Source organism: Actinokineospora xionganensis (assembly GCF_014323725.1).
Classification (GTDB): Bacteria; Actinomycetota; Actinomycetes; order Mycobacteriales; family Pseudonocardiaceae; genus Actinokineospora; species Actinokineospora xionganensis.
In genome coordinates, this window is sequence record NZ_JABVED010000013.1 from 101,107 (window position 1) to 127,405 (window position 26,299).

The 26,299-nt window shown below is 69.6% G+C and carries 28 protein-coding genes; 15 read left to right on the forward strand and 13 right to left on the reverse strand.

Translation table 11 applies throughout. The annotated features are described in order from the left end of the window. Window positions 1–227: 227 nt before the first annotated feature. Window positions 228–1,445: an MFS transporter gene (locus GPZ80_RS22305; protein WP_187222952.1), complete on the forward strand. Its 1,218-nt coding sequence runs from the start codon at window positions 228–230 to the stop codon at window positions 1,443–1,445. Between the two features lie 11 nt (window positions 1,446–1,456). Further along, window positions 1,457–2,833 (forward strand): GH1 family beta-glucosidase, encoded by a 1,377-nt coding sequence (locus tag GPZ80_RS22310; RefSeq protein WP_187222953.1) that lies wholly within the window; start codon window positions 1,457–1,459, stop codon window positions 2,831–2,833. Window positions 2,834–2,839: 6 nt separating this feature from the next. Here GPZ80_RS22310 and GPZ80_RS22315 read toward each other — a convergent pair whose 3' ends face one another. Further along, window positions 2,840–3,838: a beta-ketoacyl-ACP synthase III gene (locus tag GPZ80_RS22315; protein ID WP_312880498.1), complete on the reverse strand. Its 999-nt coding sequence runs from the start codon at window positions 3,836–3,838 to the stop codon at window positions 2,840–2,842. 177 nt (window positions 3,839–4,015) lie between these two features. On the opposite strand from GPZ80_RS22315, the gene GPZ80_RS22320 reads away from it, so the two are divergent. Beyond that, complete coding sequence (locus GPZ80_RS22320) at window positions 4,016–4,543, forward strand: orotate phosphoribosyltransferase (protein WP_187222955.1); 528 nt, start codon at window positions 4,016–4,018, stop codon at window positions 4,541–4,543. Here the strand turns inward: GPZ80_RS22320 and GPZ80_RS22325 are convergent, their stop codons facing one another. The 3 genes from GPZ80_RS22325 to icmF form a co-directional block, all read right to left on the reverse strand. Continuing rightward, the gene (locus GPZ80_RS22325) at window positions 4,544–5,317 is read right to left on the reverse strand and encodes a nuclear transport factor 2 family protein (protein ID WP_187222956.1); all 774 of its coding nucleotides are present in this window, start codon (window positions 5,315–5,317) and stop codon (window positions 4,544–4,546) included. It lies immediately after the preceding gene. 122 nt (window positions 5,318–5,439) lie between these two features. Continuing rightward, window positions 5,440–6,297, reverse strand: coding sequence for a 3-hydroxybutyryl-CoA dehydrogenase (locus GPZ80_RS22330; protein WP_312880500.1), 858 nt, complete (start codon window positions 6,295–6,297; stop codon window positions 5,440–5,442). 78 nt (window positions 6,298–6,375) lie between these two features. Then, window positions 6,376–9,618, reverse strand: a complete 3,243-nt coding sequence (icmF, locus tag GPZ80_RS22335) for a fused isobutyryl-CoA mutase/GTPase IcmF (RefSeq protein ID WP_187222958.1) — start codon at window positions 9,616–9,618, stop codon at window positions 6,376–6,378. A 134-nt stretch (window positions 9,619–9,752) separates the two neighbouring features. On the opposite strand from icmF, the gene paaI reads away from it, so the two are divergent. After that, window positions 9,753–10,118, forward strand: a complete 366-nt coding sequence (gene paaI / locus GPZ80_RS22340) for a hydroxyphenylacetyl-CoA thioesterase PaaI (RefSeq protein ID WP_187223087.1) — start codon at window positions 9,753–9,755, stop codon at window positions 10,116–10,118. A gap of 9 nt (window positions 10,119–10,127) precedes the next feature. Beyond that, window positions 10,128–10,589 (forward strand): nucleoside deaminase, encoded by a 462-nt coding sequence (locus GPZ80_RS22345; protein ID WP_187222959.1) that lies wholly within the window; start codon window positions 10,128–10,130, stop codon window positions 10,587–10,589. Between the two features lie 508 nt (window positions 10,590–11,097). Here GPZ80_RS22345 and GPZ80_RS22350 read toward each other — a convergent pair. Continuing rightward, window positions 11,098–11,640, reverse strand: coding sequence for a hypothetical protein (locus GPZ80_RS22350; RefSeq protein ID WP_187222960.1), 543 nt, complete (start codon window positions 11,638–11,640; stop codon window positions 11,098–11,100). Beyond that, window positions 11,637–12,215, reverse strand: a complete 579-nt coding sequence (locus GPZ80_RS22355) for a phosphatase PAP2 family protein (RefSeq protein WP_187222961.1) — start codon at window positions 12,213–12,215, stop codon at window positions 11,637–11,639. The genes GPZ80_RS22350 and GPZ80_RS22355 overlap by 4 nt, the downstream gene beginning before the upstream one ends. 188 nt (window positions 12,216–12,403) lie before the next feature. On the opposite strand from GPZ80_RS22355, the gene GPZ80_RS22360 reads away from it, so the two are divergent. From GPZ80_RS22360 to GPZ80_RS22390, 7 genes are all read left to right on the forward strand, one after another. Further along, entirely contained in the window at window positions 12,404–13,186 is a 783-nt protein-coding gene (locus tag GPZ80_RS22360; protein ID WP_187222962.1) for a class I SAM-dependent methyltransferase, read from the forward strand. A 33-nt stretch (window positions 13,187–13,219) separates the two neighbouring features. Next, window positions 13,220–14,014 carry an ArsR/SmtB family transcription factor gene (locus GPZ80_RS22365; protein WP_312880501.1) on the forward strand — a complete coding sequence of 265 codons (795 nt, stop codon included), beginning with the start codon at window positions 13,220–13,222 and terminating at the stop codon, window positions 14,012–14,014. Window positions 14,015–14,045: 31 nt separating this feature from the next. Then, window positions 14,046–14,540, forward strand: coding sequence for a hypothetical protein (locus GPZ80_RS22370; RefSeq protein WP_187222963.1), 495 nt, complete (start codon window positions 14,046–14,048; stop codon window positions 14,538–14,540). Between the two features lie 24 nt (window positions 14,541–14,564). Beyond that, window positions 14,565–14,768 carry a hypothetical protein gene (locus GPZ80_RS22375; protein ID WP_187223118.1) on the forward strand — a complete coding sequence of 68 codons (204 nt, stop codon included), beginning with the start codon at window positions 14,565–14,567 and terminating at the stop codon, window positions 14,766–14,768. Between the two features lie 98 nt (window positions 14,769–14,866). Beyond that, window positions 14,867–16,120, forward strand: a complete 1,254-nt coding sequence (locus GPZ80_RS22380) for a class I SAM-dependent methyltransferase (protein ID WP_312880502.1) — start codon at window positions 14,867–14,869, stop codon at window positions 16,118–16,120. After that, a complete protein-coding gene (locus GPZ80_RS22385; protein WP_187222964.1) occupies window positions 16,117–16,917 on the forward strand; it encodes a DUF1295 domain-containing protein in 801 nt (266 codons plus the stop codon). Before GPZ80_RS22380 ends, GPZ80_RS22385 begins: the two co-directional genes overlap by 4 nt. After that, a complete protein-coding gene (locus tag GPZ80_RS22390) occupies window positions 16,917–17,372 on the forward strand; it encodes a peroxiredoxin (protein WP_187222965.1) in 456 nt (151 codons plus the stop codon). Before GPZ80_RS22385 ends, GPZ80_RS22390 begins: the two co-directional genes overlap by 1 nt. Before the next feature lie 161 nt (window positions 17,373–17,533). Here the strand turns inward: GPZ80_RS22390 and GPZ80_RS22395 are convergent, their stop codons facing one another. The 6 genes from GPZ80_RS22395 to GPZ80_RS22420 form a co-directional block, all read right to left on the reverse strand. After that, window positions 17,534–18,193 (reverse strand): peptidylprolyl isomerase, encoded by a 660-nt coding sequence (locus GPZ80_RS22395; protein WP_187223092.1) that lies wholly within the window; start codon window positions 18,191–18,193, stop codon window positions 17,534–17,536. Between the two features lie 173 nt (window positions 18,194–18,366). Then, complete coding sequence (locus tag GPZ80_RS22400; protein ID WP_312880503.1) at window positions 18,367–19,497, reverse strand: LCP family protein; 1,131 nt, start codon at window positions 19,495–19,497, stop codon at window positions 18,367–18,369. Window positions 19,498–19,612: 115 nt separating this feature from the next. After that, window positions 19,613–20,836 (reverse strand): SAM-dependent methyltransferase, encoded by a 1,224-nt coding sequence (locus tag GPZ80_RS22405; protein WP_187222966.1) that lies wholly within the window; start codon window positions 20,834–20,836, stop codon window positions 19,613–19,615. After that, entirely contained in the window at window positions 20,833–21,558 is a 726-nt protein-coding gene (locus GPZ80_RS22410) for a DUF1365 domain-containing protein (protein WP_187223096.1), read from the reverse strand. The genes GPZ80_RS22405 and GPZ80_RS22410 overlap by 4 nt, the downstream gene beginning before the upstream one ends. Then, window positions 21,546–22,814 (reverse strand): NAD(P)/FAD-dependent oxidoreductase, encoded by a 1,269-nt coding sequence (locus tag GPZ80_RS22415; RefSeq protein ID WP_187222967.1) that lies wholly within the window; start codon window positions 22,812–22,814, stop codon window positions 21,546–21,548. Before GPZ80_RS22415 ends, GPZ80_RS22410 begins: the two co-directional genes overlap by 13 nt. An 11-nt stretch (window positions 22,815–22,825) precedes the next feature. Next, window positions 22,826–23,524, reverse strand: coding sequence for an alpha/beta hydrolase (locus GPZ80_RS22420; RefSeq protein WP_312880504.1), 699 nt, complete (start codon window positions 23,522–23,524; stop codon window positions 22,826–22,828). A gap of 63 nt (window positions 23,525–23,587) precedes the next feature. Between GPZ80_RS22420 and GPZ80_RS22425 the strand changes: the two genes are divergently transcribed. From GPZ80_RS22425 to GPZ80_RS22435, 3 genes are all read left to right on the forward strand, one after another. Further along, window positions 23,588–24,412 carry an alpha/beta fold hydrolase gene (locus tag GPZ80_RS22425; protein ID WP_187222968.1) on the forward strand — a complete coding sequence of 275 codons (825 nt, stop codon included), beginning with the start codon at window positions 23,588–23,590 and terminating at the stop codon, window positions 24,410–24,412. An 82-nt stretch (window positions 24,413–24,494) separates the two neighbouring features. Beyond that, window positions 24,495–25,076, forward strand: a complete 582-nt coding sequence (locus GPZ80_RS22430; RefSeq protein WP_187222969.1) for a nucleotidyltransferase family protein — start codon at window positions 24,495–24,497, stop codon at window positions 25,074–25,076. Further along, the gene (locus GPZ80_RS22435) at window positions 25,066–25,779 is read left to right on the forward strand and encodes a sugar isomerase domain-containing protein (protein WP_187222970.1); all 714 of its coding nucleotides are present in this window, start codon (window positions 25,066–25,068) and stop codon (window positions 25,777–25,779) included. Before GPZ80_RS22430 ends, GPZ80_RS22435 begins: the two co-directional genes overlap by 11 nt. Here GPZ80_RS22435 and cpt read toward each other — a convergent pair. Then, on the reverse strand, window positions 25,749–26,291 hold the full coding sequence (cpt, locus tag GPZ80_RS22440) for a chloramphenicol phosphotransferase CPT (RefSeq protein WP_187222971.1): 543 nt from the start codon (window positions 26,289–26,291) through the stop codon (window positions 25,749–25,751). The two genes, GPZ80_RS22435 and cpt, sit on opposite strands and share 31 nt — an antisense overlap. Window positions 26,292–26,299: the final 8 nt, after the last annotated feature.

Below are 26,299 nucleotides of genomic sequence, written 5' to 3' on the forward strand. Positions count from 1 at the left end.
TTCGGCCTCCGGCACGCCGGCGCGGCTCGGTCGCGGTGATCCCCATGATCTCCACTCCTGCCCATCCCCGTCCCCATCCACCAAACGCAAGGGCCCGAACAGGCACCCGCACACCAGGCCGGCACGGCCACCCCACATCAGGCCCGCAACGCAGCGCCCCTTGACGGAACAGCCCCCACCCACAATTCTTACGTGATTCTGTCTCACGTTAGCGGGGAGGCTCGCCCATGGTCACCAAGACGGCGACCCCACAGGCAACCACCCGCTGGATCCTCGCCTTCTGCCTGGCCACAGTAGCCACCTTCGTAGGCTGGTACGGACCCCTCCAAATCCTCCTGGGCACCCAAGCCAACCTCATCGACCCAACAGCCAAAGAGAGCATCCTCGCCCTGGTAGCAGGCATCGGCGCCGTCTTCTCGATGATCGCCAACCCCCTCTGGGGCGCCCTCTCCGACCGCACCACCTCAAGGTTCGGCCAACGGGTCCCCTGGGTCGCGGGCGGTGCGATAGCAGGCGCGGGCGGCCTGATGGTGCTGGCCACGGCGGACTCGACCGCGGGCATGATCGCCGGCTGGTCACTGACCCAGATAGCGCTCAACGCCCCCTTCGCCGCCCTCAGCGCCGCGATCCCCGACCAGGTGCCAGTCGACAGACGCGGTGTCGCAGGCGGGTACTTCGGCGTGGCCCAGACGGTGGGCGTCCTTGGCGGCACGGGGCTTGCCTACGCGGGCGGGACCGTCATGAGTGGATACGTGGCCTGCGCGACGTTCGTCGTCCTCGGGTCGCTGCCGTTCGTGCTGCTCCGTCGCGATCGGACAATCACCGAAGCGCCCGCGTGGGACACCAAAGCGTTCCTGCGCGGCTTCTGGATCAGCCCCCGCCTGCACCCGGACTTCGCCTGGGCGTGGCTCACCAGGTTCCTGATCAACCTCGGCAACGCCATCGCGCTCCTGTATCTCCTGTTCTACCTCAAAGACCAGGTCCGGGTCAGCGACCCCGAGGGCGGGGTCGTCGTCCTCACCGGCGTCTACGCGTTGGCGCTGCTGGGCACGGTGCTGGTCGGCGGGTACTGGTCGGACCGGGTCGGCAGGCGGCGGGTCTTCGTGGCAGGGTCGGGAATCGTGATGTCGGTCGCCGCGATGCTGCTCGCCGTTTGGCCGACCTGGCCTGGCGCCATGGTCGCCGCGACCGTGCTGGGTGTCTCGTTCGGGATCTACACCTCGGTGGACTTCGCGCTGATCACCCAGGTGCTGCCCGCCGCCGCCGACCGGGGCAAGGACCTCGGCGTCATCAACATCGCCAACACGCTCCCCCAGGTGCTCGCCCCCGTCGTCGCCGCGCCGATCGTGGGCAGGCTGGGCGGCTATCCCGCGCTGTACACGGTGTCCGCGGGCGTCGGCCTGCTCGGCGCCGCACTGGTCTACCGGATCAAAACAGTTCGCTGAGAGGAACCCGCATGCCGCAGCCCTTCCCGGACTTCCCCGCAGACTTCCTCTGGGGCGCGGCGTCGGCCGCCTACCAGGTGGAGGGGGCGGTCGACGAGGACGGCCGCGGCCGTTCCGTCTGGGACACGTTCACCGCCGAACCGGGCCGGGTGGCAGGCGGTGACACCGGGGCCGTCGCGACGGACCACTACCACCGCTACCGCGAGGACGTGGCCCTGCTGCGCGACCTCGGTGTCGGCGCGTACCGCTTCTCCATCGCGTGGCCGCGGATCGTCCCGGACGGCAAGGGCGCGGTCAACGTCAAGGGGCTCGACTTCTACGACCGGCTGGTCGACGAGCTGTGCGCGGCCGGGATCGCCCCCGCGGCCACCCTGTTCCACTGGGACACCCCGCAGGCCCTGGAGGACGACGGCGGCTGGATCGGCCGCGACATCGTCCACCACTTCGCCGACTACGCCACCGCGGTCGGCGAGCGGCTCGGCGACCGGGTGCGGATGTGGATGCCGCTCAACGAACCCGTGGTCGTCACCATGTTCGGCTACGCGCTGGGCAACCACGCGCCCGGCCGGGCGCTGGGTTTCGAGGCGCTACCCGCCGTGCACCACCAACTTCTCGGGCACGGTCTGGCCACCCAGGCACTGCGCGCGGCCGGGTGTTCCAACATCGGCATCGCGAGCAACCACGGCCCGGTGTGGCCCGCGTCGGACGCCGACGCGGACGTGACCGCCGCGGAGACCTACACGACCCTGGTGAACTGGCTGTTCTCGGATCCGTTGCTGCGCGGACGTTACCCGGTCGACGAGCTGGCCGAGGCGATGCCCGGGCCGGTCGCCGAGGACCTCAAGGTGATCTCCACGCCGCTGGACTTCTTCGGCGTCAACTACTACCAGCCAACCGTGGTGGGCGCCGCGTCAGCGACCGACGGGCCGTCCCCGGTGGTCGAAGGTGCTCTGCTGCCACCAGGTCTGCCGTTCGAGCCGCGCCCGGTCGTCGGCTACCAGACGACCGACTTCGGCTGGCCCGTCGTGCCCGAAGGCCTGCGCGAGACGGTGTCGATGTTCGCCGACCGGTACCGCGAGGATCTGCCGCCGCTCTACATCACCGAAAGCGGCTGCTCCTACCACGACCCCGACCCCGTCGACGGCCGCGTTCCGGACCAGGCCCGCATCGACTACCACGACGCGCATCTGCGCGCCCTGGCCGAAGCGATCGCCGACGGAATCGACGTCCGCGGCTATTTCGCCTGGTCGATCACCGACAACTTCGAATGGGCGGCCGGATACGCGGAACGGTTCGGCCTCGTCCACATCGACTACGCCACGCTGAAGCGGACGCCGAAAGATTCCTACCACTGGTTCCAGGAGCTGATCGGCAAGCAGGCCGGATAATTCCGCTCAGGCATTCACCGGCACTTTTTCGGAAATCTTCGGAAAACGCACGACCTGGGCCGCGTAGGTGAGTCCCGCGCCGAATCCGACGAGCAGCGCCAGCCCGTCGGGGTCGACCTGGCCCTCGCGGATCATCCGCTCCATCGCCATCGGGATGGACGCGGCGGAGGTGTTGCCGTGGTCGACGACGTCGCGCGCCACCACGGCGTCCGGGGCGCCGATCTTGCGGGCGAGCGCCTCGACGATGCGCAGGTTCGCCTGGTGCGGAACGATCGCGGCCAGGTCCTCGGGCCGCACGCCCGCGCGGTCGCAGGCCTGCACCGCGATCGGGTGGATCTCGGTGGTGGCCCAGCGGAAGACGGCCTGGCCCTCCATGTGCATCAGGCCACCCTCGGGGATGTGGATCAGGTCGGCGGCGGAGCCGTCGCTGCCCCACACGATCGGGCCGATCCCGGGGTCGGCCGACGCGCCGACCACGACGGCGCCCGCGCCGTCGCCGAAGATGATGGAGGTGCCCAGGTCGGTCTGGTCGACCAGGGAGGTCATCTTCTCCGTCCCGATGACCAGGACGTGCCGGGCCGAGCCGGAGCGCACCGCGTCGGCGGCCACGGCGAGGGAGTAGCAGAACCCGGAGCAGGCGGCGTTGAGGTCGAACGCGGCCGCGGTGAGCGCGCCGAGGCGGACGGCGACACCGGAGGCGATGCTCGGGATGGGTGCGGGATGGCTGCACGTCGCCACGATCACCAGGTCGACGTCGGCGGCGGTTAACCCCGACGCGGTCAGCGCCTCGAGTCCGGCCGCGACGGCCATGCCCTCGACGGTCTCCTCGTCGCCCGCGAAGCGGCGGGAGACGATCCCGGTGCGCTCACGGATCCACTCGCCGGTGCGGCCGAAGCGGGCCGCGATGACGTCGCTGGGAACCGCCGCGGTGGGGCGATATGAGCCAACGCCGATGAGGCGGGCTCCGGTCGTTCGATCCTGGTCGCGCAAGGCGATGACTGCCACTTCGTCACTTTGTACAACTACCGAAGAGTAACACTTGAGTTGTGACCGAATTCTCACACTAAACGGTGATCTCGCATTCCATACCGGCATTATCTTCGCGTTCCAAAAGTGACCCACGAGTAACACCCGTCGGTAATGTAATCCTCATTTCCTCGACCACTACGGCAGGATGGCCAGGTGAGCACTGACCTGCTGCGGCGCGGCCACTTCATCTTCGAGTCCGGGCACCACGGCGACACCTGGCTGGACCTGGACGTGCTCATCACCGATCCCCGGCAGGCACGCGCCGAAGCCGACCGGCTCGCGGCGATCCTGCGTTATCACCCAGCCGACGCGGTGGTCGGCCCGCTCGACGGCGGGGCTTTCCTCGCACAATGGGTCGCGGCCGCGTTGGGCCTTCGATTCGGCTACACGACCCGAGAACTGGTCGACGGCACACCGAGATACGCCCTGCCCACCTCGATCGACCTGAGAGGCGCGCGGGTGGTGGTGGTCGACGACGCGATCAACCTCGGGTCGGCCACCGAGGCGACCGTGCGCGCGCTGGCCGAGGCGGGCGCGCACCCTGTCGCCCTCGCGAGCGTGTTCGTGTGCGCACCCACCGGCCCGGCTGTCGGGCCGCGCCTAGGGCTCCCCCAGGTGTGGCTGACCGAGGTCCACACCCGCACCTGGCCTGCCGGAAGCTGCCCGACCTGTGTCGGCTGATCAGGCGAAGAACGCGTCGTCGCCCGCCTGATCGAGGTGCAGCTCCAGCAGGTCGGTGGCGTGGCCGCCGTAGAAGGTGAACAGGAGCGATCCACGGCTGACCCTGGTGACGCCGTTGCGGGTCGCGGAGACCTGGTGGATGGCGCAGACATGGCTCTTGCCGTCGCTGTGCACCTCGGACAGGTCGACCCGGAAGGTGCCGTCGGTCAGCTCGCCGAGCTTGCCGTAGTACCCCAGCACCGCTTCGACTCCCTTGTACTCACCGGCGAGTTGGCCCTTGCCCGGCACGTGCTGCACGCAGTCCTTGGCGAGGATCGCCATCAAGGTGTCGATGTCGCCGCTGTTGAACGCGGCGTAGCCCGCGCGCACGGCGGCCACGTTGTCGTCCGCGTAGGGTGCGACCCGCTGGGCCGGACCGGTCGCGTACCCGGTGGCCTCCGGTGAGGCGTCGAGCATCACGCAGGTCTCGTCGCCGATCACCCAGGCATCGTGCCCCGGCGGGATGTCGACCAGGTCGTCGGCGTGGATCTCGAACTCGCGGCCGTCGTCGAGCCGGATGCCCATGGCGCCCGCCTGGACGTAGCCGAGGTGGTGGACCTGACAGGAGTCCGTGCCCGCGAGCGGTTTGACGTCTTCGGACCAGCGCCAGCCCGGCTCGAACATCCCCTTGCCGAGAGTCATCGCGCCCGCGGTGCCCAACACCATCTTGCCGTGGTCACGGAACCTGCGAACCTCGCCGGTCCGCTCCACTCCACTGATTTTGAGGTCTGCCATGGCGACTCCCACGGTTGCCAGCCGGGCGCCACCCGTCCGACTGCTGAGGCGCGGCGGCCCCCAGCCCGCCAACCGTGAATACTGCGCCGTTCGGGTGTACCCGGCTAGGACCAAAGGACCCGTCAGTACTGGTAGAAGCCGCGTCCCGACTTCTTGCCCAACAGACCCGCGTCGACCATGCGCAGCAGCAGCGGGGGCGCGGAGTACAGCTGCTCCTTGAACTCCGAGTACAGGGAGTCGGCGATGGCCTTGGTGGTGTCGAGGCCGATCAGGTCCGTGAGCCGCAGCGGGCCCATCGGGTGGGCGCAGCCCAGGACCATGCCGTTGTCGATGTCCTCGGCGGAGGCGAAGCCGGACTCCATCATCCGGATCGCCGAGAGCAGGTACGGGACCAGGAGCGCGTTGACGACGAAGCCCGCGCGGTCCTGCGACAGGATCACCTGCTTGCCCAGCGCGGTCTCGACGAACGCCTGCGCGCGGGTCTTGGTCTCCTCCGCCGTCAGCAGTGACGGGACAAGCTCGACCAGCTTCAGCACCGGCACCGGGTTGAAGAAGTGGACGCCGATGACGTGTTCCGGGCGGGCGGTGGCCATGCCCAGCTTCATGATCGGGATGGACGAGGTGTTGGAGGCGAAGATGGCGTCGTCGGCCTCGACGACCTTGTCGAGGGTCGCGAAGATCTCGGTCTTGATCGCCTCGTCCTCGGCCACCGCCTCGATGGTGACCTCGCGGTCGGCGAAGTCGGCCAGGTCCGTGGTGAACCGGATGCGCGACAGCGCCGCGTCGCGGTCTTCCTCGGCGAGCTTGCCGCTCTTCACGCCCCGGGCCAGCGACTTCTCGATGCGGGCGCGGCCCGAGTCGAGGGCCGTGGCGTTCACCTCGGCGACGATGACGTCCAAGCCCGCGCGGGCGCAGACCTCCGCGATGCCCGATCCCATCAGGCCCGATCCGATCACGCCGACGCGACTGGTCTCGCTCACTGCTTCACTCCCTGAATTCGACGCCATTGTCGACAACACTGCCGTCACACTGCTTACCAACACTGTTTACCGCAAGCGCTACACATTGCGGCGGTACTGGCCGCCGACCTCGAAGAACGCCTCGGTGATCTGGCCGAGGGTGCACACCCGGGCCGCGTCCATCAGGACCGCGAAGACGTTGCCGTCCGACGCGGCGACCTCGCGCAGCCTGGCCAGGGCCTCCTGCGCTTCGGCGCGGTGGGCTTCCTGGTAGGCGCGGGTGCGGTCGACCTGGGAGCGCTTCTCCTCCTCGGTGGCGCGGGCGAGTTCGATCTCGAAGACCTCGTCCTCGCTGCCCTTCTCCGGCAGGAACGTGTTGACGCCGACCAGCGGCAGCGTGCCGTCGTGCTTGCGGTGCTCGTAGAGCATCGACTCGTCCTGGATGCGGCCGCGCTGGTAGCCGGTCTCCATGGCGCCGAGGACGCCGCCGCGGTCGGAGATGCGGTCGAACTCCGTCAGCACCGCCTCTTCCACCAGGTCGGTCAGCTCGTCGATGACGAAGGAACCCTGCAGCGGGTTCTCGTTCATCGACAGGCCCCACTCCTTGTTGATGATCAACTGGATCGCCATCGCCCGGCGCACCGACGACTCGGTGGGCGTGGTGATCGCCTCGTCATAGGCGTTGGTGTGCAACGAGTTGGCGTTGTCGTAGAGCGCGCACAGGGCCTGCAGCGTGGTGCGGATGTCGTTGAAGTTCATCTCCTGCGCGTGCAGGGACCGGCCCGAGGTCTGCACGTGGTACTTGAGCTTCTGCGACCGCTCCCCCGCGCCGTAGCGCTCCTTCATCGCCACCGCCCAGATCCGCCGCGCGACCCGGCCGATGACCGAGTACTCGGCGTCCATGCCGTTGGAGAAGAAGAACGACAGGTTCGGCGCGAAGTCATCGATGTCCATGCCGCGCGCGAGGTACGACTCGACATAGGTGAAGCCGTTGGCCAACGTGAAGGCGAGCTGGCTGATGGGGTTCGCCCCGGCCTCCGCGATGTGGTAGCCGGAGATCGACACCGAGTAGAAGTTCCGCACCTTGTGCTGGATGAACCATTCCTGGATGTCGGCCATCATCCGCAGCGAGAACTCGGTGGAGAAGATGCAGGTGTTCTGCCCCTGGTCCTCCTTGAGGATGTCGGCCTGCACCGTGCCGCGCACGTTGGCCAGCGCCCAGGCCGAAAGCTCCTGGTATTCCTCAGGATTGGGCTGGCGGTTGTGCTCCATCACGAACGCGTCGACGCGCTGGTCGATCGCGGTGTTGAGGAAGTACGCCAGGATCGTCGGCGCCGGGCCGTTGATCGTCATCGACACCGACGTGGTCGGCGCGGTCAGGTCGAAGCCGTCGTAGAGCGCCTTCATGTCGTCGAGCGAGGCGATGGACACCCCGGAGGTGCCGATCTTGCCGTAGACGTCCGGCGGGGTGTCGGGGTCGCGCCCGTACAGCGTCACCGAGTCGAACGCGGTCGACAGGCGGGTGGCCGGGTTGCCGTGCGAGAGCATCTTGAACCGGCGGTTGGTGCGGTTCGCGTCGCCCTCACCGGCGAACATGCGCGCCGGGTCCTCGCCCTCACGCTTGAACGGGAAGACACCCGCGGTGAACGGGTAGCTGCCGGGCAGGTTCTCCTTGCGCAGGAAGCGAAGCAGCGTCGGCTCGTCGTCGTAGCGGGGCAGCGCGACGCGCGGGACCTTGTTGCCGGACAGGGTTTCCCGCCACAGCTGGGTGTGCAGCTCCTTGTCGCGGACCTTCACGACGAGTTCCTCGGCCCGGTACTGCTCGGCCGTGATCTTCCACTGGGCCAGCAGGTCCTCGGTGTCGCGGTCGACCCGGCGCGCGGCCTCGGCGGCGATCCGGTCGAGGTCGGTGCTCGGCGCGTCGGCCTCGGCGAGCGCGGTCAGCGCCTCCTTGAGCGCGGCGTGCCTGCGGACGGCCTCGACCTGGGCGTCGGTGGCCCGGTGGTAGCCGCGCACGGTCTCGGCGATGTCGGAGAGGTACCGGGCGCGCGCGGGCGGCACGATGGTCGCGGCCGACGTGGAGACCAAGGTGTCGACGTGCGGCAGGACGCCCTCGGCGAACGGGACGCCCTTCTCGGCGAGCAGGCCGCGCAGCTCCTGGTAGAGCGCGGTGACGCCGTCGTCGTTGAAGGTGGCGGCGCTGGTGCCGAAGACCGGCATGTCCTCCCAGGACTTGCCGAACGCCTCGCGGTTGCGCACGATCTGGCGCGCCACGTCGCGGCGGGCGTCCTCGGCGCCGCGGCGCTCGAACTTGTTGATCGCCACGACGTCGGCGAAGTCGAGCATGTCGATCTTCTCCAGCTGCGACGCGGCGCCGAACTCCGGCGTCATCACGTACAGCGAGGTGTCGACGAACGGGACGATCGCGGCGTCGCCCTGGCCGATGCCGGGGGTCTCGACGATGACCAGGTCGTTGCCCGCGGCCTTGCAGGCGGCGATGACGTCGGCGAGCCCGTCGGGGACCTCCGAGGCCGCGCCGCGGGTGGCCAGGCTGCGGAAGAACGTCTGCTCGCCGTCGAGGGAGTTCATCCGGATGCGGTCACCGAGCAGCGCGCCGCCGCCGCGACGGCGGGTCGGGTCGACGGCGATGACCGCGACGCGCAGCTTGTCCTGCTGGTCGAGGCGCAGGCGGCGGACCAGTTCGTCGGTGAGCGAGGACTTGCCGGAGCCGCCGGTGCCGGTGATGCCCAGGACCGGGACGCGCCGGGACGCGGAGGCCTCGGCGATGGCGGCGCGGGCGTCGTCGGCGAGGTTGCCCGCCTCGATCTGGGTGATGGTCCTGGCCAGCGCCCGCTGGTCGCCCGCGAGCAGCGCGTGCGCGTCGGCGGCGGCGACCTCGGACGGGTCGTGGTCGCAGGCCTCGATCATCGAGTTGATCATCTTGGCCAGGCCGAGCGTCTGCCCGTCCTCCGGGGAGAAGATGCGCTCCACGCCGCGCGCGTGCAGCAGCTTGATCTCGTCGGGGACGATGACGCCGCCACCGCCGCCGAAGACCTTGATGTGGCCCGCGCCCTGCTCGGCGAGGAGTTCGACGAGGTAGGTGAAGTACTCGACGTGTCCGCCCTGGTAGGCGCTGATGGCCACACCCTGGACGTCTTCCTGGATGGCCGCGGCGACGACCTCGCGGACCGAGCGGTTGTGGCCGAGGTGGATGACCTCGGCGCCCTGCGACTGCAGGATGCGCCGCATGATGTTGATCGCCGCGTCATGCCCGTCGAACAGGCTCGCCGCCGTCACGAAGCGGACGGGGTGCGCGGGTCGGTACAACTGCGGTGCGGACATGCTCGAGCCTCCGTGGGTCGCCGTACCTAAATAGTTTGTCTTCCTACTATCGGAAGCGCAACCACGCTGTTGTGCACGTCTCCGCCTACGATGACTGCGTGACGACCGTACCGACACCTGAGTCCGTCGCCCGCATGCTCTCCGACGACCTCGCCTCGGCTTCGCTGGGCATCGAGTTGCTGGAGGCCGGGCCCGGGCACGCCACCATGCGGATGACGGTCACCGAGACCATGGTGAACGGCCACGCCATCGGCCACGGCGGGTACGTGTTCCTGCTGGCCGACACCGCTTTCGCCTGCGCGTGCAACAGCCACGGACCGGTCACGGTGGCCGCGGGTGCGGACATCACCTTCGTGGCGTCGGTCAAGCTGGGCGACGAGCTGGTCGCCACGGCGCAGGAGCGCACCCGTTACGGCCGCAGCGGCATCTACGACGTCACAGTGACCAGGGGCGACGAGGTCGTGGCCGAGTTCCGCGGCCGGAGCCGAACCCTGAGATAGGGAGGCGTCATGCTGCCCTGGCTGACCGAGGTGGTCCAGCTGGCGAAGGACAACGTCGCCGCGGGCGGCGGCCCGTTCGGCGCCTTGGTGGTCCGCGAGGGGAAGGTTCTCTCGCGCGGGACCAATCAGGTGACGACGGACCTTGACCCCACGGCGCACGCCGAGGTCGTCGCGATCCGGCGGGCCTGCCAGGTGCTCGGCGATTTCCGGCTGACCGGCTGCGTCCTGGTCTCGTCTTGTGAGCCGTGCCCGCTGTGCCTGGCGGCGGCGCTGTGGGCCCGCGTCGACCGGGTCGTCTACGCCGCGGACCGCGATGACGCGGCCCAGGCGGGCTTCGACGACCGCCGCTTCTACGACGTGTTCACCCAGCCCCGGCGGACGTGGCCGATCGCGGTGGACAACATCCGCACCGGCACCGAACACACCCCGTTCGCCGCGTGGGAGGCCCGACCCGATCGGGTGGACTACTAGCGGGCGAGCAATAACACGGCCAGCCCCTTCCGCGGGCCCCAGGACCGCGCCCACCGCGACGCGTTTCAGGGGGTGGTGGCCAACCCGAACCGGCGCCCAAGCCACGACGGCGGCCAACACGCCCACGATCCAGTGACCGGCGAACGCCGCCACCGTGGTCGCCGCCAGGGCGACCACCTGCAGCGACCCCTTCACAGCGAACGTCGCGAGCAGTGTCGCCGCCATCGCCGCGGCCAACGCCACCATGACACGTGGCGCCCCCACGGCCACCAGGATCGCCACACCCACCAGTGGCGCGACATACCCGAGCAACCGGGTGAGGGCTCGATCGCCCACCCCGCGCACGACCAGGACATAGGGCGCCAGCACCGAGAAGGTCTCGGTGATCGCCACCAGGAGAGCGCTGAACCCGTGCCGCGCATGGTCGAACTAGAACAGGCCCATCAGATGAACGTCTCGGCCAAGTCGGCCTGCCTGACCCGCTCCCGCGAACCGGCGAGCGGCACCTTCACCTGGCCACCAGGAACACGACCAGGCCCGCCGCCGGCCCCACGACCGTGCTCATCGCCACCCGCGGCAGGCTGTGCTCACCGATCTTGACAAGTGCCCAGCCGACCACGACCAGCACCGCCACCGCGATCGGGAGCTGGGCCTGGAGGTTGAAGACGGCGGCCATAGCGACCAAGCCGCCCCAAGCCGCCACCTGGGCCGAGCCGTTCACCAGCGAGGTCATGGCCAATGTCGCCGCCATGGCGAGGGTCAGCGCCACCACCTCGCGAGGCACGCCCGCGGCCAGCATGACCGCCACCCCCACCAGCGGCGCGGCGTACCCGACCAGCGCCCTCGGGAAACCGGGAGCGGGTTCACGCACGACAAGGTTCTGCGGCAGATGTACCGCGCAGATTCCCGCCAGCACACCCCATAACACCGGCAGCCAGAAGCCACCCATGGCCCGCGTGGCCACCATGGCCGCCGCGATGACCGGCAAAAAGTTCGGATACAACGCGTCCCGCACGTTCCGCGCGAACCGCGTGGCGCGGGACTCGGTCATGTGATCGCGAGGAACACGGCGCCGCCGACCGCCGGGCCCAACAGGGCGCCCACCACCACCTGGGCGACGGTGTGGTCGCGCAGGACCACCCGAGACCAGCACACGATGACGAGCGGCACCAGCAAGAGGAAAGACCACGGTCCGTAGAGCAGCGCCACCATCACCACCGCTCCCCCGGCCACCGCGGCGTGCAGCGAGACCTTCCACCACGCCGTCACCGCGATACAGGCGGCCAGGGTGACCGCCATGGCCACCGTCAACGCCACCACCGCCCTCGGCGCGTCACCGACCAGCAGGATCGCCAACCCGACGCCGGTGGACGCGAGCCCGACCAGCAACGGGACGACCCGGTGCTCCCGGTCCCGGACATGGTGGCCGTCCCACCGGCCCTGGCGGGCCCCGCGGATGATGAAGACCATCGGCAGGATGCTCGAGAAGAGCGCCACCACGATCCCCCACATGAGCGTCGGCCCCACCCGATACCCCGTCGCCTGCCAGGCGACGGCCAAGGGCAGCAGGAGAACCACCACCGCGGGCGACAACACCTCGGTCGCCACCTTCGCCAACCGCTTCACCGACAACCACCCGCGGCCAAGAAACCCACGCCCATCCACCCATCCCCGAAACGGCTCGCCCCGATCGACGCCCCCATCCAAGCGGATATCCGACCCTGGCACCTCAACGGCCCACGAGGTACACGGTCCCTGTGGTCCTCAGGCGAAACGTCGTTGCCCGCCCATCAAGGCGGCGGCGAGCATGCCATATGGAAACCGACGTAGTCCGGCACTACTCCTACGGGGTCGAGACCTCCCGACTGGCGAGGACACCGCACGGCGGGCTTGAGTTTCTGCGCACCCAGGAACTGCTCCGTCGAGTTCTCCCGCCGCGAGCGAAGGTGCTCGATGTGGGCGGCGGGACCGGCGTGCACGCCGAGTGGCTGGCCCGCGATGGGCACACGGTGCACCTGATCGACGTGGTCGCCGCACACGCGACCGCCGCCGTGAACCTGCCAGGCGTTACCGCGGTCGTCGGTGACGCCCGCGAACTTCCCGTTGTCGACAACAGCATGGATGTCGTGCTGATGCTCGGCCCGCTCTACCACCTCATTGACGCCGCCGACCGCGCGAAGGCGTTGGCTGAAGGAGTGCGGGTGCTGCGGCCCGGCGGTGTGCTCGCCGCGGCAGGGATCAGCCGCTACCTCTCGATCCTGGAGACGGGCACCGACGGGACTCTCGACGCGGACCTGACGCCCTCGATCGAGGCGGTCATCGCGACGGGCCGCTACGACGGCCACGTCGGGTTCGTCTCGACGCACTGGCACACCGCTGACGAGCTTCGGGCCGAAGTCCAAAGCTGCGGCCTCGACGATGTCGAGGTCTACGGCGTCGAAGGACCTGCCTGGCCCGCCCTGGATGTCGCGGGCGCAAGCGAGTTCGCGGCCCGGGCGGACGCTGCCCTGCGCTGCGCGCGCCTTGTCGAGCGGGATCCGCTGCTGATCAACGCCAGTGCGCACCTCCTGGCACTCGGGATGAAGACCACCGGTTGACAATAGGCAGGCATTTACCTGCATAATGGTCGAGTGACCCTCGAAGTGAACGCGGTGGACTCGGTGTTCAAGGCGCTCGCCGACCCCACCCGACGGCTGCTGCTCGACCGGCTCCGCGAACACAACGGCCAGACGCTGCGCGAACTGTGCGAACACCTGGACATGGCCCGCCAGTCCGCGACCCAGCACCTGGACGTCCTGCGCCGGGCCGACCTGGTGATCGTCGTGCGACGGGGGCGCGAGCGCCTGCACTACCTGAACCCGGCGCCGATCCACGACATCGAGGAACGCTGGATCTCCGGATTCGACAAGCCCCGCCTGCGAACCCTGAACGCCATCAGAAACCAAGCCGAGGAGATAGCCGTGACCGCCACGTCGATTCCGACCTACGTCTACGCCACCTACATCCGCGCGTCCGCGGAACAGGTCTGGCAGGCGCTGACCGACGCCGATCTGACCGCGAAGTACTGGAACCACGCCAACGTCTCGGACTGGCAGCCAGGCTCGACCTGGGAACACCGACGCGTCGACGGGTCGGGCGTCGACGTCGTCGGCAAGGTGATCGAGTCCGAGCCGCCCACCCGTCTGGTCATCACCTTCGAAGACACCCCCGACGCCGAAAGGGAACCGTCGGTCGTCACGTTCCTCATCGAGCCGCACCAAGAGATCGTCCGCCTCACGGTGACCCACGAAAACCTGCCCAACCGCGAAATGCTCGGCGGCATCTCCCACGGGTGGCCCGCCGTGCTGGCGAACCTCAAGTCGCTGATGGAGACCGGCGAGGTGCTCCCCCAGGCCCCGTGGGACATGTCCAAAGTGGACGCCTGACCGACCCCAGCGCACATAAGGAAAACGAGACATGGACACCACCCCGCTCCGCGACGCCTACCGCACCCTGTTGGAGGCGGCAGCCACCGTCGCGAAGGCCGACCCGGCCCCCACCCCGCCCGCGGGCGAATGGGACGCCGACCAGATCCTGGCGCACGTCGCCATTGTCGGCGCCGCCACCATTTCCACCCTTTCCGCGGTCGCCTCGGGCATCCCGACGACCTACGACAACCGCGTCTCCCAGGACGTCTGGACTCTCGCTTACGTCACCGAGGCAGCCGGCGGGAGCGAAGGCCTCAGCGAACGAATCCGCACCCAGGGCGAAGCCCTCTGCTCGCTCGCAGGCCCGGTACTGAGCGAGACCGAATCAGCCACCCTGATACCGGCCCGATTGGTATCCAAAGACCTGATCCTGGTCGACCAGCCCCTCACGCTGGGCGACATCGTCAACGGCCTCGCAGAGTCCGAGCTACCGGGCCACACGGCTCAACTCCTCGCGCTCCTTCCCGAATATGCCGCCGCTTAAGGGAACGGTGGCTACGCTGATCACATGAAAGATGCGGGTGGGCGGCTATCCCAGGACGAGTTCGACCTGTTCAACAAGCTGCTGCACCGCTACTGCGAGTCCGAACTCGACCAGTGGGATCTGTGCATCGTCGACACGACGTACGGCGAGGTGTTTCTCACCCTCACTCGCCACCTTCTGCCCGATCATCCTCACGAGGCGTACACCCGCCTTCCCCGACCGGAATAGCAGCACAGGTCGCGCGGCTCTTCCGGGCTGAGCCGAACAAGGGCAATCCCCACCGGGCCCGCCTCCGAATACTCGTCATCACCGACGAACGGAGAGTCGTGGCCATCGCCTCCACGCTGGCGCAGACCGCCGAACGAGCCATCGGCGCACCCCTCCCCGTCAGGCTGCGCGCCTGGGACGACAGCGAGGCAGGGGCCGCCGACGGCCCGGTCGCCATCGTCCGGTCCCGGCGGGCCCTGCGCAGGCTCCTCTGGGACCCGAACGAGCTCGGCCTCGCCCGCGCGTACGTGAGTGGGGAGCTCGACGTCGAGGGCGACCTGGCCGAAGCCCTGTCCCGCTTCTGGGCGCTCGCCCGCACCGCCAAGCCGAAGCTGACCCTCAAGGACAAGGCCGCGATCGTGCGAACCGGCCTCAAGCTGGGCGTGTTCGGCAAACGGCCGCCCGCGCCCGCCGCCGAGGCCAGGCTGTCCGGCGACGAGCACAGCAAGGACCGCGACCGGGCCGCCATCGCGCACCACTACGACCTGTCCAACGAGTTCTACAGCCGCGTGCTGGACCCCCAGATGGCGTACTCCTGTGCCTACTTCACCAAGCCGGACGACCCGATCGAGGACGCGCAGCGGGCCAAGCTGGACCTGGTGTGCACCAAGCTCGACCTGCGCCCGGGCGACCGGCTGCTCGATGTCGGCTGCGGGTGGGGGTCGCTGGCCATCCACGCCGCGCGGCACTACGGGGCGCGGGTCACCGGGATCACGCTGTCCGCCGAGCAACGCGCGTTCATCCTGGCCAGGCTCGACGAGTACGGCCTGGCCGACCAGGTCGAGGTGCGGCTGCAGGACTACCGCGACCTCGACGACGAGCCGTTCGACGCCATCGGCACCCTGGAGATGGGCGAGCACGTCGGCGCCGCGAACTACCCCGTCTACGCCGCTACCCTGTTCCGCATGCTCAAGCCGCGGGGAAGGCTGTTGCTGCAGCAGATGTCGCGCGGGGCCACGGCGCAGGGCGGTGGCGCGTTCATCGAGTCCTATGTGGCCCCCGACATGAACATGCGCCCGGTCGGGCAGACCGTCGACCTGCTCGAACAGGCAGGCCTGGAGGTCCGCGACGTCCACGCGCTGCGCGAGCACTACGTGTGGACCGTGCGTGCGTGGGCGCGGACCCTCGAGGAGAAGTGGGACGAGCTGGTCGACCTCGTCGGTGAGCAGCAGGCCCGGGTCTGGCGGCTGTACCTGGCGGGCGGCGCGCTCGCGTTCGAGGAGAACCGGATGGGCGTCGACCAGATCCTGGCCGTGCGGCCGACCGCGGACGGCGCCAGCGGCTTCCCCGCGACCCGTGAGGTCTTCCTGTGATCCTCAACCTGGCGGTGACCGCGGCCGTGACGGCCCTGGTGATCGTGGCCGCGTTCGGGATCAGCCTCCGGCGAGGCCGCTACGACACGATCGACACCGTGTGGGGGCTCGGTTTCGTCGTCATCGCGCTCGTCACCTTCGCACTGTCCAGTGGGGACGGTTCCCTCGCGTTCCGGCTCACGGCGACGACGCTGACCGCGGTCTGGGGCCTGCGTCTGGCGGTCCACCTGCACCTGCGCAACCACGGCAAACCCGAGGACCGCCGCTACGCGGAGATCCTCGCCAAAGCCAAGGGCAACCCGAAGGCGCACATGTTCCGGGTGGTGTTCCTCACCCAGGGCGCGGTCATGTGGATCGTGTCGCTGCCGGTGCAGGTCGCCCAGTACGGCCAGCACACCTTCGGTCCGCTCGCCTACCTGGGCGTCGCGCTCTGGCTGGTCGGGTTCACCTTCGAGGCCGTCGGCGACCGGCAGCTGAGCCGGTTCACCGCCGACCCGGCGAACAAGGGCCGGGTCCTCGACACGGGCCTGTGGCGCTACACCCGACACCCCAACTACTTCGGCGACGCCTGCGTATGGTGGGGTCTGTACCTGATCGCCTGCCACTCGTGGGTCGGCGCGGCCACCCTCCCCGCGCCGCTGCTCATGACGTTCCTGCTCGCCAAAGGCACCGGCAAACCCCTGACCGAGAAACACCTGGCAAGCACCCGGCCCGGCTACGCCGACTACGTCGCACGCACCAGCGGTTTCCTGCCGCTGCCACCCAAACCGAAAACGACACCGAGGAGTTCCATCTGATGCGGCCCGGAGATCTCGTTCCCGACTTCAAACTCGCCGACGAGACGGGCGTCGAGCGCTCGCTTTCGGAGTTCCTCGCGACAGGACCGGTCGTCCTGTTCTTCTACCCGGCCGCGATGACCTCGGGCTGCACCGCGGAGAGCTGCCACTTCCGCGACCTCGCCGCCGAGTTCGCCGAGGTCGGCGCCCACCGCGTCGGCATCAGCCCCGACTCGGTCGAGCGGCAGGCCAAGTTCTCCTCGATCCACTCGTTCGACTACCCGCTGCTGTCCGACCCTGACGGCGAGGTTGCCAAGCTGTTCGGCGTGCGCCGCAAGTTCGGCCCCCTGCTGACCAAGCGGATGACCTTCGTGATCGACACCGACAGCAAGGTCCTAGAGGCGATCAAGAGCGAGTTGCGGATGGCCGTCCACGCCGACAAGGCCCTGGACGCCCTCCGCGCCCGCCACCCCTAACCCCCCCATCCCCCAATACGGTCGCGAGTCCAACGGTCAAAACAACGAGTCCAACGTTCAGAACATCGACTTCCGCTTTCACGTCACCGTGAGTTGGAACTGGGATGTTCTGAACGTTGGACTCGTTGTTTTGAACGTTGGACTCGCGACCGTATTGGGGGTTAGCGGGCCCAGTGGATCGTGGTGGTGAGGGTGGGGGTGCCGTCGACGGGGGTTGGGTTGTCGGGGGTGGGGGCGATGCCCGCGGCCGCGACGGTGTCCAGTGTGGACAGGCCGGGGAGGTCGACCGTGCCGAAGACGGTGTAGTTCGGGCGCAGGCGGGAATCGCCGTACACCAGGAAGAACTGGCTGCCATTGGTGTCCGGGCCGGCGTTCGCCATGGCCAGCACCCCGCGGGCGTAGACCTTGCGGGTGCCGGTCGTGTCGCCGGGCCAGTCGGGCAGGTCCGTGGGCAGTTCGTCCTTGTACCGGTAGCCCGGGCCCTTCTCCCCCGTCCCGCTCGGGTCGCCGCACTGCAGCACCTTGAGCGTCGGGTACGCCGTGAGCCGGTGGCACGTGGTCACGTCGTAGAACCCGTGCCGGGCCAGGTGCAGGAAGCTCTGGACGGTGCACGGCGCCTTCGCCCGGTCCAGCGTCAGCCCGATCGGCCCCTGCGAGGTCCGCAGCTTGACCTTGACCAAGCCATGCGAAGGCGTGTGCGCGGGATCGCGCGGCAGCCGGACCGGCCGGGCCGCCGGATCATCCGGGGTCTCCGTGTACTGACACGGGCCTTTGGTCACGCTCGGCTGGTCCTCGGCGGCGGCGACACCGGTCGGGACCATCACCGCGCAGGCGGCGAACACGGTGGCACACAACAGCCTTGTGAGCTGCACAGCTGCTCCTTCGGTCGGGGTCGTAGCAGCGAGCGAGTGTAGGGCGCACGCGCGAGAACCCGACAGGGCCGATCAGGGGTAGCGACCGCCGCGCGCCCACCAGGGGCGCGCGGCGGTAGGGGTCAGCCTCCGGGCGCACCGACGATCAGCTCATCGGCCACCACGGCGTCCGTGCGCAGCGCCTCGAACAGCTTGGGCGCCTTCACCGCGTCCCACAGGATCGCCGACCCGACACCCTTGACGTTCTTGCTGCCGCCCATCGGGACGGTCGTGGTGATCAGCCCGCCGTCACTTGCCCCACCCATCGCGAACGCGACCGACGGCAGGTTGTGCAGGTGCGTGTCGTCGTCGACCGAGATGGCGTCGGGCGCGCTTCCCAGCAGCGGGAACACCTTGAACGGGTTGGCCAGCGTGCCCGCGCTCGTCGCCTTCTTCGTCAGCGCGCCGATGAAGGCCCGCTGGCGGATGACCCGGTCGAGGTCGGCCCGCGGCCCCTTGCGGGTGCGGACGTACCCGAGCGCGTTGGCGCCGTCGAGTTCCTGGCAGCCCGCGGGCAGGTCGATCCCGGCCAGCGGGTCGTTGATCGGGGCTTCGAGGCACATCTCGACCCCGCCCACCGCGTCGACGACGTCGGCGAATCCGGCGAAGCCGATCTCCATGTAGTGGTCGAGCCGCAGGCCGGTCTCGGTCTCCACGGTCTTCGCGAGCAGCTTCGGGCCGCCGAACGCGTACGCCGCGTTCAGCTTGTTCTTGCCCTTGCCCGGGATGTCCACAAGAGAGTCTCGCAGCAGCGACACCAGCGTCGGGCGGGTGTCGTTGTCCGGCACGTGCAGCAGCATGATCGTGTCGGTCCGCTGGCCCTTGGCGTCGCCGGTGGCGAGGCGTTCCTCGTCCTCGGCGCTGAGGCCCTCGCGGCTGTCGGACCCCACGATCAGCCAGTTGGTGCCCGCGCCCGCCGCGGGCCTGCCCTCGTAGTCCTCCAGCGCGTCGATGCGCGTCAGGGAGGACTCCAGGTAGATCCACAGCCCGGCGATGAGCCCGACGATGACCAACAGCGCGGTCAGCGCGATCCGCCGCCCTCGGCGCTTGCGGCGCGGCGGCGGCGACCCGTACGGCTGGTGCTGACCACGGGGTCCCCGCGGCGGAGGCGGCGGCTGGTGTCCTCGGTCGTAGCCCTGCCCGCCCTGCGGCATGGCTCTGGTCGGGGCGTATCTCGGTCGGCCGTGCTGATCCTGCCCATGCCCGTAGCTCACGAGAGTTCTCCAGCCAGACGCTTCACTGAGACCGTTCCCCTTATCTGTCCACGGCAGTGCGGGGAGTCTCCCACTCCCCTTAGCCAAGACGCCGGAGACCCACCTGGGGTTGCGTTCAGTGACCGATGGACAGTTGGCGCACCCCGAGGTAGCCCGACCGGAAACCGGCCTCACAGTACGCCAGGTAGAACTCCCACATCCGGCGGAAAGTGTCATCGAAGCCCAGGTCGGCGACGCCGGACCAGCGCTGCGTGAACCGCTCCCGCCACTGCCGCAGCGTCTCGGCGTAGTCGAGGCCGAAGTCACGGTGGGCGAGCACGCGCAGGCTGGTGTGCCTGGCCACGCTCTCGTCGATCGCCTCGGTCGACGGGATGAGCCCGCCGGGGAAGATGTACTTCTGGATCCACGTGTAGGAGTCGCGCGAGGCGAGCATCCGGTCGTTCGGCATGGTGATCGACTGCAGGCCGAACTTGCCGCCCGGCTTGAGCAACCGGTCGACCGCGGCGAAGTAGGTCGGCCAGTAGCGCTGCCCGACCGCCTCGATCATCTCCACGCTGACGATCGCGTCATAGCTGCCCTGCGCCTCGCGGTAGTCCCGCAACAGGACCTGGACCCGCTCGGACATCCCGGCTTCGGCGACGCGCCGTTCGGCCAGGACCTTCTGCTCGGCCGAGATGGTCAGGGTGGTGACCCGCGCGCCGCGTCGGGCGGCCTGGATCGCCAGGGCGCCCCACCCGGTGCCGATCTCCAGCACGTGCGAGCCCGCGCGCACCCCCGCGTAGTCGAGCATGCCGTCGATCTTGCGGATCTGTCCTCTGTGGAGGTCGGTGTCGCCGGGGGTGAACAGCGCCGACGAGTAGGTCATCGTCTCGTCGAGGAACGCGGCGAACAGGTCGTTGGACAGGTCGTAGTGCCGCTGGATGTTGGCTCGCGCGGCGGCGACCGTGTTGTCCGCGCCCGCGGGCTGGCGCCGGTCGACCCAGCGACGCAGCGTCTGCAGCGCGGGCGGGATGAGCGTGCTGATCCGGGCGGCGAACTCGGTCAGCAGCTCCACCAGGTCCGGGCTGCTCCAGTCGCCGACCATGTAGGCCTCGCCGAAGCCGATCTTGGCGTCGACACCGAGGCGGTGGAAGAACGCGTTCGGCCGGTGCACGCGCAAGACGGGGGCGTCCGGGCCGCCCGCGCCCATCCGGGTGCCGTCGGGGAACAGCACCCGGACCGGCAGGGTGCGGACGGCGTTGGCGAAGACGATCCGCGCGATCCGGGCCCGCGCGGGGCCGCGCGGCGGGGAGTACAGGGTTCCCCAGGGCTGCGCGGATCGGAGAGTGGTGTCGGTCATCGGACTCGTTCCTGGGGGTGTGTACGGGGGACGATGGGGACGCGACGCAGCCACAGGGCGACGCCGTGGCGGCGGATCAGGGCCGAGACCCGGTGTGGCATGAGCGGTCGGCGCGCGACAGTTCGGAGGACCTCGGCCGTGGTCGCCCGGCGTCGCTCACCGACGAGGGTCGCGGTGAACGGCGTCTTCCCGCCCTGGCTCAGGGCCACGGTCAGGGAAAGCACCGCGCCGGGCCGGGGCAGCCGCATCCGGTACGTGCCGCCCATCTCGAGGAAGGGCGAGACGTAGAACTCCTTGTCGGCGCGCGCCCGGCCGCGGTCGTCGGTGCGCAGCAGGTAGCGGTGCCGCCCGCCGTAGGTGTTGTGGACTTCGGCGACCACGCAGACCACGCGGTCAGCCTCGTCGTGCACCCAGTAGACGGTGATCGGGTTGAACACGTAGCCGAGCACCCGCGCGCTAGCCAGCATCAGCACCCGGCCCGTCACCTGGATCCCCTGCGGGACCAGCCAGGCAGCGAGGTTGTCCTTGATGGACGCCGCCGGGTCACCGAGGTGATCGCTCGCGTCGAACCGGGCGAACGGCCGCAGCGGCGCGGGCAGCCGCGGCAGGTCGTCGAGGTCGACCAGCCACAGGTAGATCCGGTGCTGGAAGGACCTGTGCAGCCGTTCGGTTCGGGTGTGGGTGACGACCGCGTCGTAGAGGGCCGCGGTCACGAGGACCAGCCTGCACCGAACGCGGCGGCGGCGCGGACACCGGAGGCGCAGCCGTCTTCGTGGAACCCCCAGCCGTGATAGGCACCCGCGTAGGCCACCGCGCCGTCGTTGAGCGTGGGCAGTTCCCGTTGGGCGGCAACACTTTCCGGGGTGTAGACCGGGTGCTCGTAGACCATCGAGCGCAGCACACGCGACTCGTCGACCCGGTCGCGGGCGTTGAGGCTGACCACGTACTGGTCCTCTCCGGACAGTCCCATCAGCCGGTTCATGTGGTAGCTCACCCGAACCGGACCGTTCGCCGAGTCGCACGCGGGCTTGAGGTAGTTCCACGACGCCCGGGCACCTTCCGCGCGCGGCAGGATCGAGGTGTCGCTGTGCAGGACGGTCTCGTTGACCGAGTAGCTGAACGCGCCGAGAACAGCTCGCTCGGCGGGCGTCGGCTCGGCCAGCAGCCGCAACGCCTGGTCCGGGTGGGTGGCCACGACGGCGTGGTCGAACCGGCGGACCACGTCGGCGTCGTCGCGGACTTCCAGGTGGTCGGCGTGGCGGACCAGCGCGCGCACCGGCGTGGAGACCTCCACGGCGGTCAGGCCTTTCGCCGCGCGCTCGACATAGGTCCGGGAGCCGCCCACGACGGTCCGCCAGGTCGGCGAGCCGGTGACCGAGAGCATCCCGTGGTGGTGCAGGAACTCGAACAGGTACCGGGCCGGGTACCGCATGCTCAGCTCCGCGCCCGCGGACCAGACCGCCGACACCAGGGGGATCAGGAAGTGGTCGACGAAGTACCGCGAATAGCCACCGACCACGACGAACCCGCGCAGAGTGATGTCGCCGGGGTCGTCGCGAAGGACGCGGCGGGCGTGCCGGTGGAAGCGGTTGACCTCGCCGAGCATCCGCAGGAACTTCGGCGAACGCACGTTCGCGGGCTGCGCGAACAGTCCCCGGGCGCCGCGGGCGCCCGCGTATTCCAGGCCGCAGCCCTCGCAGCGCACGCTCATCGACATCTCGGACTCGCGGGTCGCCACACCCAGTTCGCCGAAGAGCCGGATCAGGTTCGGATAGGTCCGCTCGTTGTGGACGATGAAACCGCTGTCCACCTGGGCCATCGAACCCGCCGAGGTCGGCAGGTCATGGGTGTGGGCATGGCCACCGATCCGGTCGTCCGCCTCGAACAGCGTCACGTCGTACCGACGCCGCAGCAGATAAGCCGCCGTCAGTCCGGACACTCCGCCGCCGATGACCGCGACCCGACGCCGCTCCGCCACTGGGGCCTCCGTCAGAGAGGAATGCGCAACCCTTCCGGTGAGGGCTGTCCCAGGGCATTCGTTATGACGGGGTCGAAAGGTTGGGTCCCGAGGGCGCCGAGTGTGAAACCGGTGACGAGCCGGGTCCACGCGGCGGATTTCCGCAGCATGGCGTGGCCCTCGTCGTGCACGTCGAAGTGCGCGACCCGCTCGGTGACGGCCTTGGCGCGCGCCGCGTAGCGGAAGGACAGCTCGGGGTCGGTCATCTTGTCCAGCAGCCCGTGCGCGATGAGGACGGTGCGGCCTGCCAACTGCTCGACCGGTTCGTTCGGCTTCGTCCACGGCGCCAGGGCGCAGACCGCGACCACGGAGTCCGCTCCCGCGACCCGCAGCGCCGTGCGGCCGCCCATCGAGTGGCCGACAAGTGCCACCGGCACGTCGCCGTGGGCGCGGCGGATCTCGTCGAGCGCCCACGCGGCGTCGAGGACGGGATCGAGTTCGGGGGCGTTCCAGCCGCGGTAGCGGTAGCGCAGGGCCCAGGCGGCCACACCGTCGGCGGCGCCCTCGTGCCGGATATCGCGGGCGAACGGGAGCATGCGCAGGTAGGCCGAGCGGTAGCGGTGCACCCGCCCATGGCTGCGCTCGCGGCCGCCGTGGAGCAGGAGCGCCACACCGCGGACGTTCTCGGTCGGACCGTAGACCCGGATGCTGGGCCGCGCACTGTCGTTCACACGACAATCTTCGCAACCGGAGCCAGTCCGGTTCGGTCAGTGTGAGTGAGTACATTCCGGCGGGTGAGCGACCACCTCCAGATCACCACCGCCGCAGGCGCCTTCGACGCGCTGAGCGGAGGTTCCGCGGGCGACCGGCCCGTCCTGCTGTTGCACGGCTTCCCGCAGTCCTCCACCGAGTGGGGGCACGTGGTGGGCGAGCTCGGGCGCGCGGGCTTCCACGCCGTGGCGCCGGACCAGCGTGGCTACTCCCCCGGGGTCAGGCCCGAGGAGGTCGGCGACTACCGGATGGACGACCTGGTCGCCGACGTGCTGGCGATCGCCGACGAGTTGGGCTGGTCCCGGTTCGACCTGGTCGGGCACGACTGGGGCGCCGCCGTCGGCTGGCACACCGCCGCCGAGCACCCCGACCGGATCCGCACGCTGACCGCGGTGTCCGCGCCGCACCCGGCGGCGATCGCGGCCGCCTACCGCGAGGACGAAGACCAGCATCTGCGGTCGCAGTACATCTCGGTGTTCAAGGAGCGCTCGGCGGAGAAGCGGCTGCTCGCCGACAACGCCGCCGCGCTGCGCCAGATGTTCGAGTATCGAGTGCCGCCGTCGCACATCGAGGACTACGTGACCCGGCTGTCCGAACCGGGCGCGATGACGGCGGCTCTGAATTGGTATCGCGCGACGCGGTGGAACGTCACCCCCGACGCGGTGTCGGTGCCCACGATGTACGTGTGGGGCACCGAAGACGTCGCGTTCGGCTCCACAGCGGCCCTGTCCTGCGGCAAGTGGGTCACGGGCGCCTACCGGTTCGAGATGTTGGAGGACGCCTCCCACTGGATTCCAGAGGAGGCACCGGACGCACTGACGGCGTTGCTCCTAGACCACTTGCGCTAGCCACCTGGACGCTGTGCGACATCCCTCTGACGTGGTGGGGCGGGGTCTTCTCGATCTTCCCGGATACCCCTAAGCTCGCCGCATGGCGGCCTGCTCGGTGGCGGGACTGCTCCTGGCCGCGGGCGGGGGCAGGCGGTTCGGGATGCCCAAGGCGCTCGTCCCCTGGGGACCCGGCCTGCTGGTCGAACACGCCGCCGCCACCCTGGTCGACGCGGGCTGCGACCCGGTGATCACCGTCCTCGGCGCCGCCGCCGACGAGGTCCGCGCCCGGTCGAAGCTGCCCGGCGTGGTGGTCGACAACCCCGACTGGGCCGATGGCATGGGCTCGTCGCTGCGGGTCGGCCTGACCGCCCTCGGCGATTGCGACGCGGTGGTCGTGCTGACCGTGGACACGCCGGGGATTACGGCGGAGGCGATCCGCAGGTTCATCGCCATGGCCGCCCCCGGCGCGCTGGCCCGAGCCAGCTACGACGGCGTGCCCGGCCACCCGGTCCTGATCGGCCGCGACCACTGGAGCGGTGTCGCCGAGGCCGCCGACGGCGACACCGGCGCCCGCCCCTACCTCGCCCGCAACCGCGTCACCGACGTGCCGTGCGCTGACATCGCCGACGGCGCCGACGCCGACCGGCCGGGAGATCTGCCAGGGAGGCCCCATGACCAGTGACCTGATGCTCGAGCACCTCGCCGAGGTCGCAACGCACAACGCCGACGCCCTCGACGACGTCGCCGACCTCGTCCTGGCCTGCATCCGCGCCGACGGCCTGGTGCTGACGGGCGGCGCGGGCCACTCCTTGGCGGCCGTCGCCGAGACGTTCTTCCGGGCGGGTGGCCTGGCGTGCGTGCGGCCGCTGTTCCATGAGGACCTGCAGGTGTTCAGCGGAGTGCGGCGCGCCCTGCAGGCCGAGCGCACCCCGGGTCTGGCGCGGTCGGTGTTCCGAAACCTGCACCTGTCGGGTCACGAGGTCCTGTTCGTCTTCTCCAACTCCGGCGTCAACCACTACCCGGTCGAGTTGGCGTTGTGCGCCCTCGACGCGGGCTGCCCGGTCGTGGCCGTGACCTCCCTGGCCGCGACGTCCGCGGCGCCCCGCCGGGCGGGAACGACGCTGGCGCAGAACGCGACGATCGTCCTCGACACGCTGACCGCCCCCGGCGACGTGGCCTACCCGGAATCGAAGCCGGTCACCGCGCCGCTGTCGTCGGTGACGGTCACATACCTGTGGAACCAGATCTTGATCCGCCTCAACGACCGGGCCGCGCGTGAGGGAATGGAGCTGCCGCTGTGGCAGAGCTCCAACATGGCGGGCGGGGACGAGGCGAACGAGGCCCTGATGCAGCGCTACTCGCCGCGGATTCCCACGCTCGCCTGAGCGGCGATGCGGCGAGCGCAGTCCAGAGCCTCGGTGTGGCTCGTGTCGACCTCCAGGTCGTAGTCGACACCCTGGTGGACGACTTCGGCCTGGGACGCGGCCATCCCGACCGCCCGGTCGCCTCTGGCGATCTCGCGGCCCTCGGCGACCGCCTTGTCGCACCGGACACCCACCCAGAGCACATCGAGTCCGTCGAGGGCGTTCTTCCACGGCCGCTGCGATCGCGGACCGCTGAGGAAGACGTCGTCGACGATGATCCTGGCGCCGGCACGGGCCATGGCGGCGATGCCCTCGATCCATGCCGCCTCGAGTCTGCGGAACTCGGGGCCGACGTTCACCTCACCGTCGGGGCTGAACTCGATGCCGCCGGGGGTGTTGTGTGGCATGGCGTCGACGAGAGTGTCGACGCTGATGGACAGCCAGGGGGTGGGGAGGATCGCCTGGAGACAGCGGGCGATGCCGGACTTTCCTGAGCTGGAGCCGCCGTTGAGGACGATCACCTGGGTGGTCACTCGATCAC

Excerpts from the sequence above, each read along its gene's own strand:
- GPZ80_RS22345 (WP_187222959.1), top strand. The coding sequence starts at position 10,128 with ATGCTGCCCTGGCTGACCGAGGTGGTCCAGCTGGCGAAGGACAACGTC.
- GPZ80_RS22350 (WP_187222960.1), bottom strand. The coding sequence starts at position 11,640 with ATGACCGAGTCCCGCGCCACGCGGTTCGCGCGGAACGTGCGGGACGCG.
- GPZ80_RS22305 (WP_187222952.1), top strand. The coding sequence starts at position 228 with ATGGTCACCAAGACGGCGACCCCACAGGCAACCACCCGCTGGATCCTC.
- GPZ80_RS22435 (WP_187222970.1), top strand. The coding sequence starts at position 25,066 with ATGACCAGTGACCTGATGCTCGAGCACCTCGCCGAGGTCGCAACGCAC.
- GPZ80_RS22325 (WP_187222956.1), bottom strand. The coding sequence starts at position 5,317 with ATGGCAGACCTCAAAATCAGTGGAGTGGAGCGGACCGGCGAGGTTCGC.
- GPZ80_RS22395 (WP_187223092.1), bottom strand. The coding sequence starts at position 18,193 with ATGGTCCCGACCGGTGTCGCCGCCGCCGAGGACCAGCCGAGCGTGACC.
- GPZ80_RS22390 (WP_187222965.1), top strand. The coding sequence starts at position 16,917 with ATGCGGCCCGGAGATCTCGTTCCCGACTTCAAACTCGCCGACGAGACG.
- icmF (WP_187222958.1), bottom strand. The coding sequence starts at position 9,618 with ATGTCCGCACCGCAGTTGTACCGACCCGCGCACCCCGTCCGCTTCGTG.
- GPZ80_RS22310 (WP_187222953.1), top strand. The coding sequence starts at position 1,457 with ATGCCGCAGCCCTTCCCGGACTTCCCCGCAGACTTCCTCTGGGGCGCG.
- GPZ80_RS22370 (WP_187222963.1), top strand. The coding sequence starts at position 14,046 with ATGGACACCACCCCGCTCCGCGACGCCTACCGCACCCTGTTGGAGGCG.
- GPZ80_RS22405 (WP_187222966.1), bottom strand. The coding sequence starts at position 20,836 with ATGACCGACACCACTCTCCGATCCGCGCAGCCCTGGGGAACCCTGTAC.
- GPZ80_RS22360 (WP_187222962.1), top strand. The coding sequence starts at position 12,404 with ATGGAAACCGACGTAGTCCGGCACTACTCCTACGGGGTCGAGACCTCC.
- GPZ80_RS22375 (WP_187223118.1), top strand. The coding sequence starts at position 14,565 with ATGAAAGATGCGGGTGGGCGGCTATCCCAGGACGAGTTCGACCTGTTC.
- paaI (WP_187223087.1), top strand. The coding sequence starts at position 9,753 with ATGCTCTCCGACGACCTCGCCTCGGCTTCGCTGGGCATCGAGTTGCTG.
- GPZ80_RS22430 (WP_187222969.1), top strand. The coding sequence starts at position 24,495 with ATGGCGGCCTGCTCGGTGGCGGGACTGCTCCTGGCCGCGGGCGGGGGC.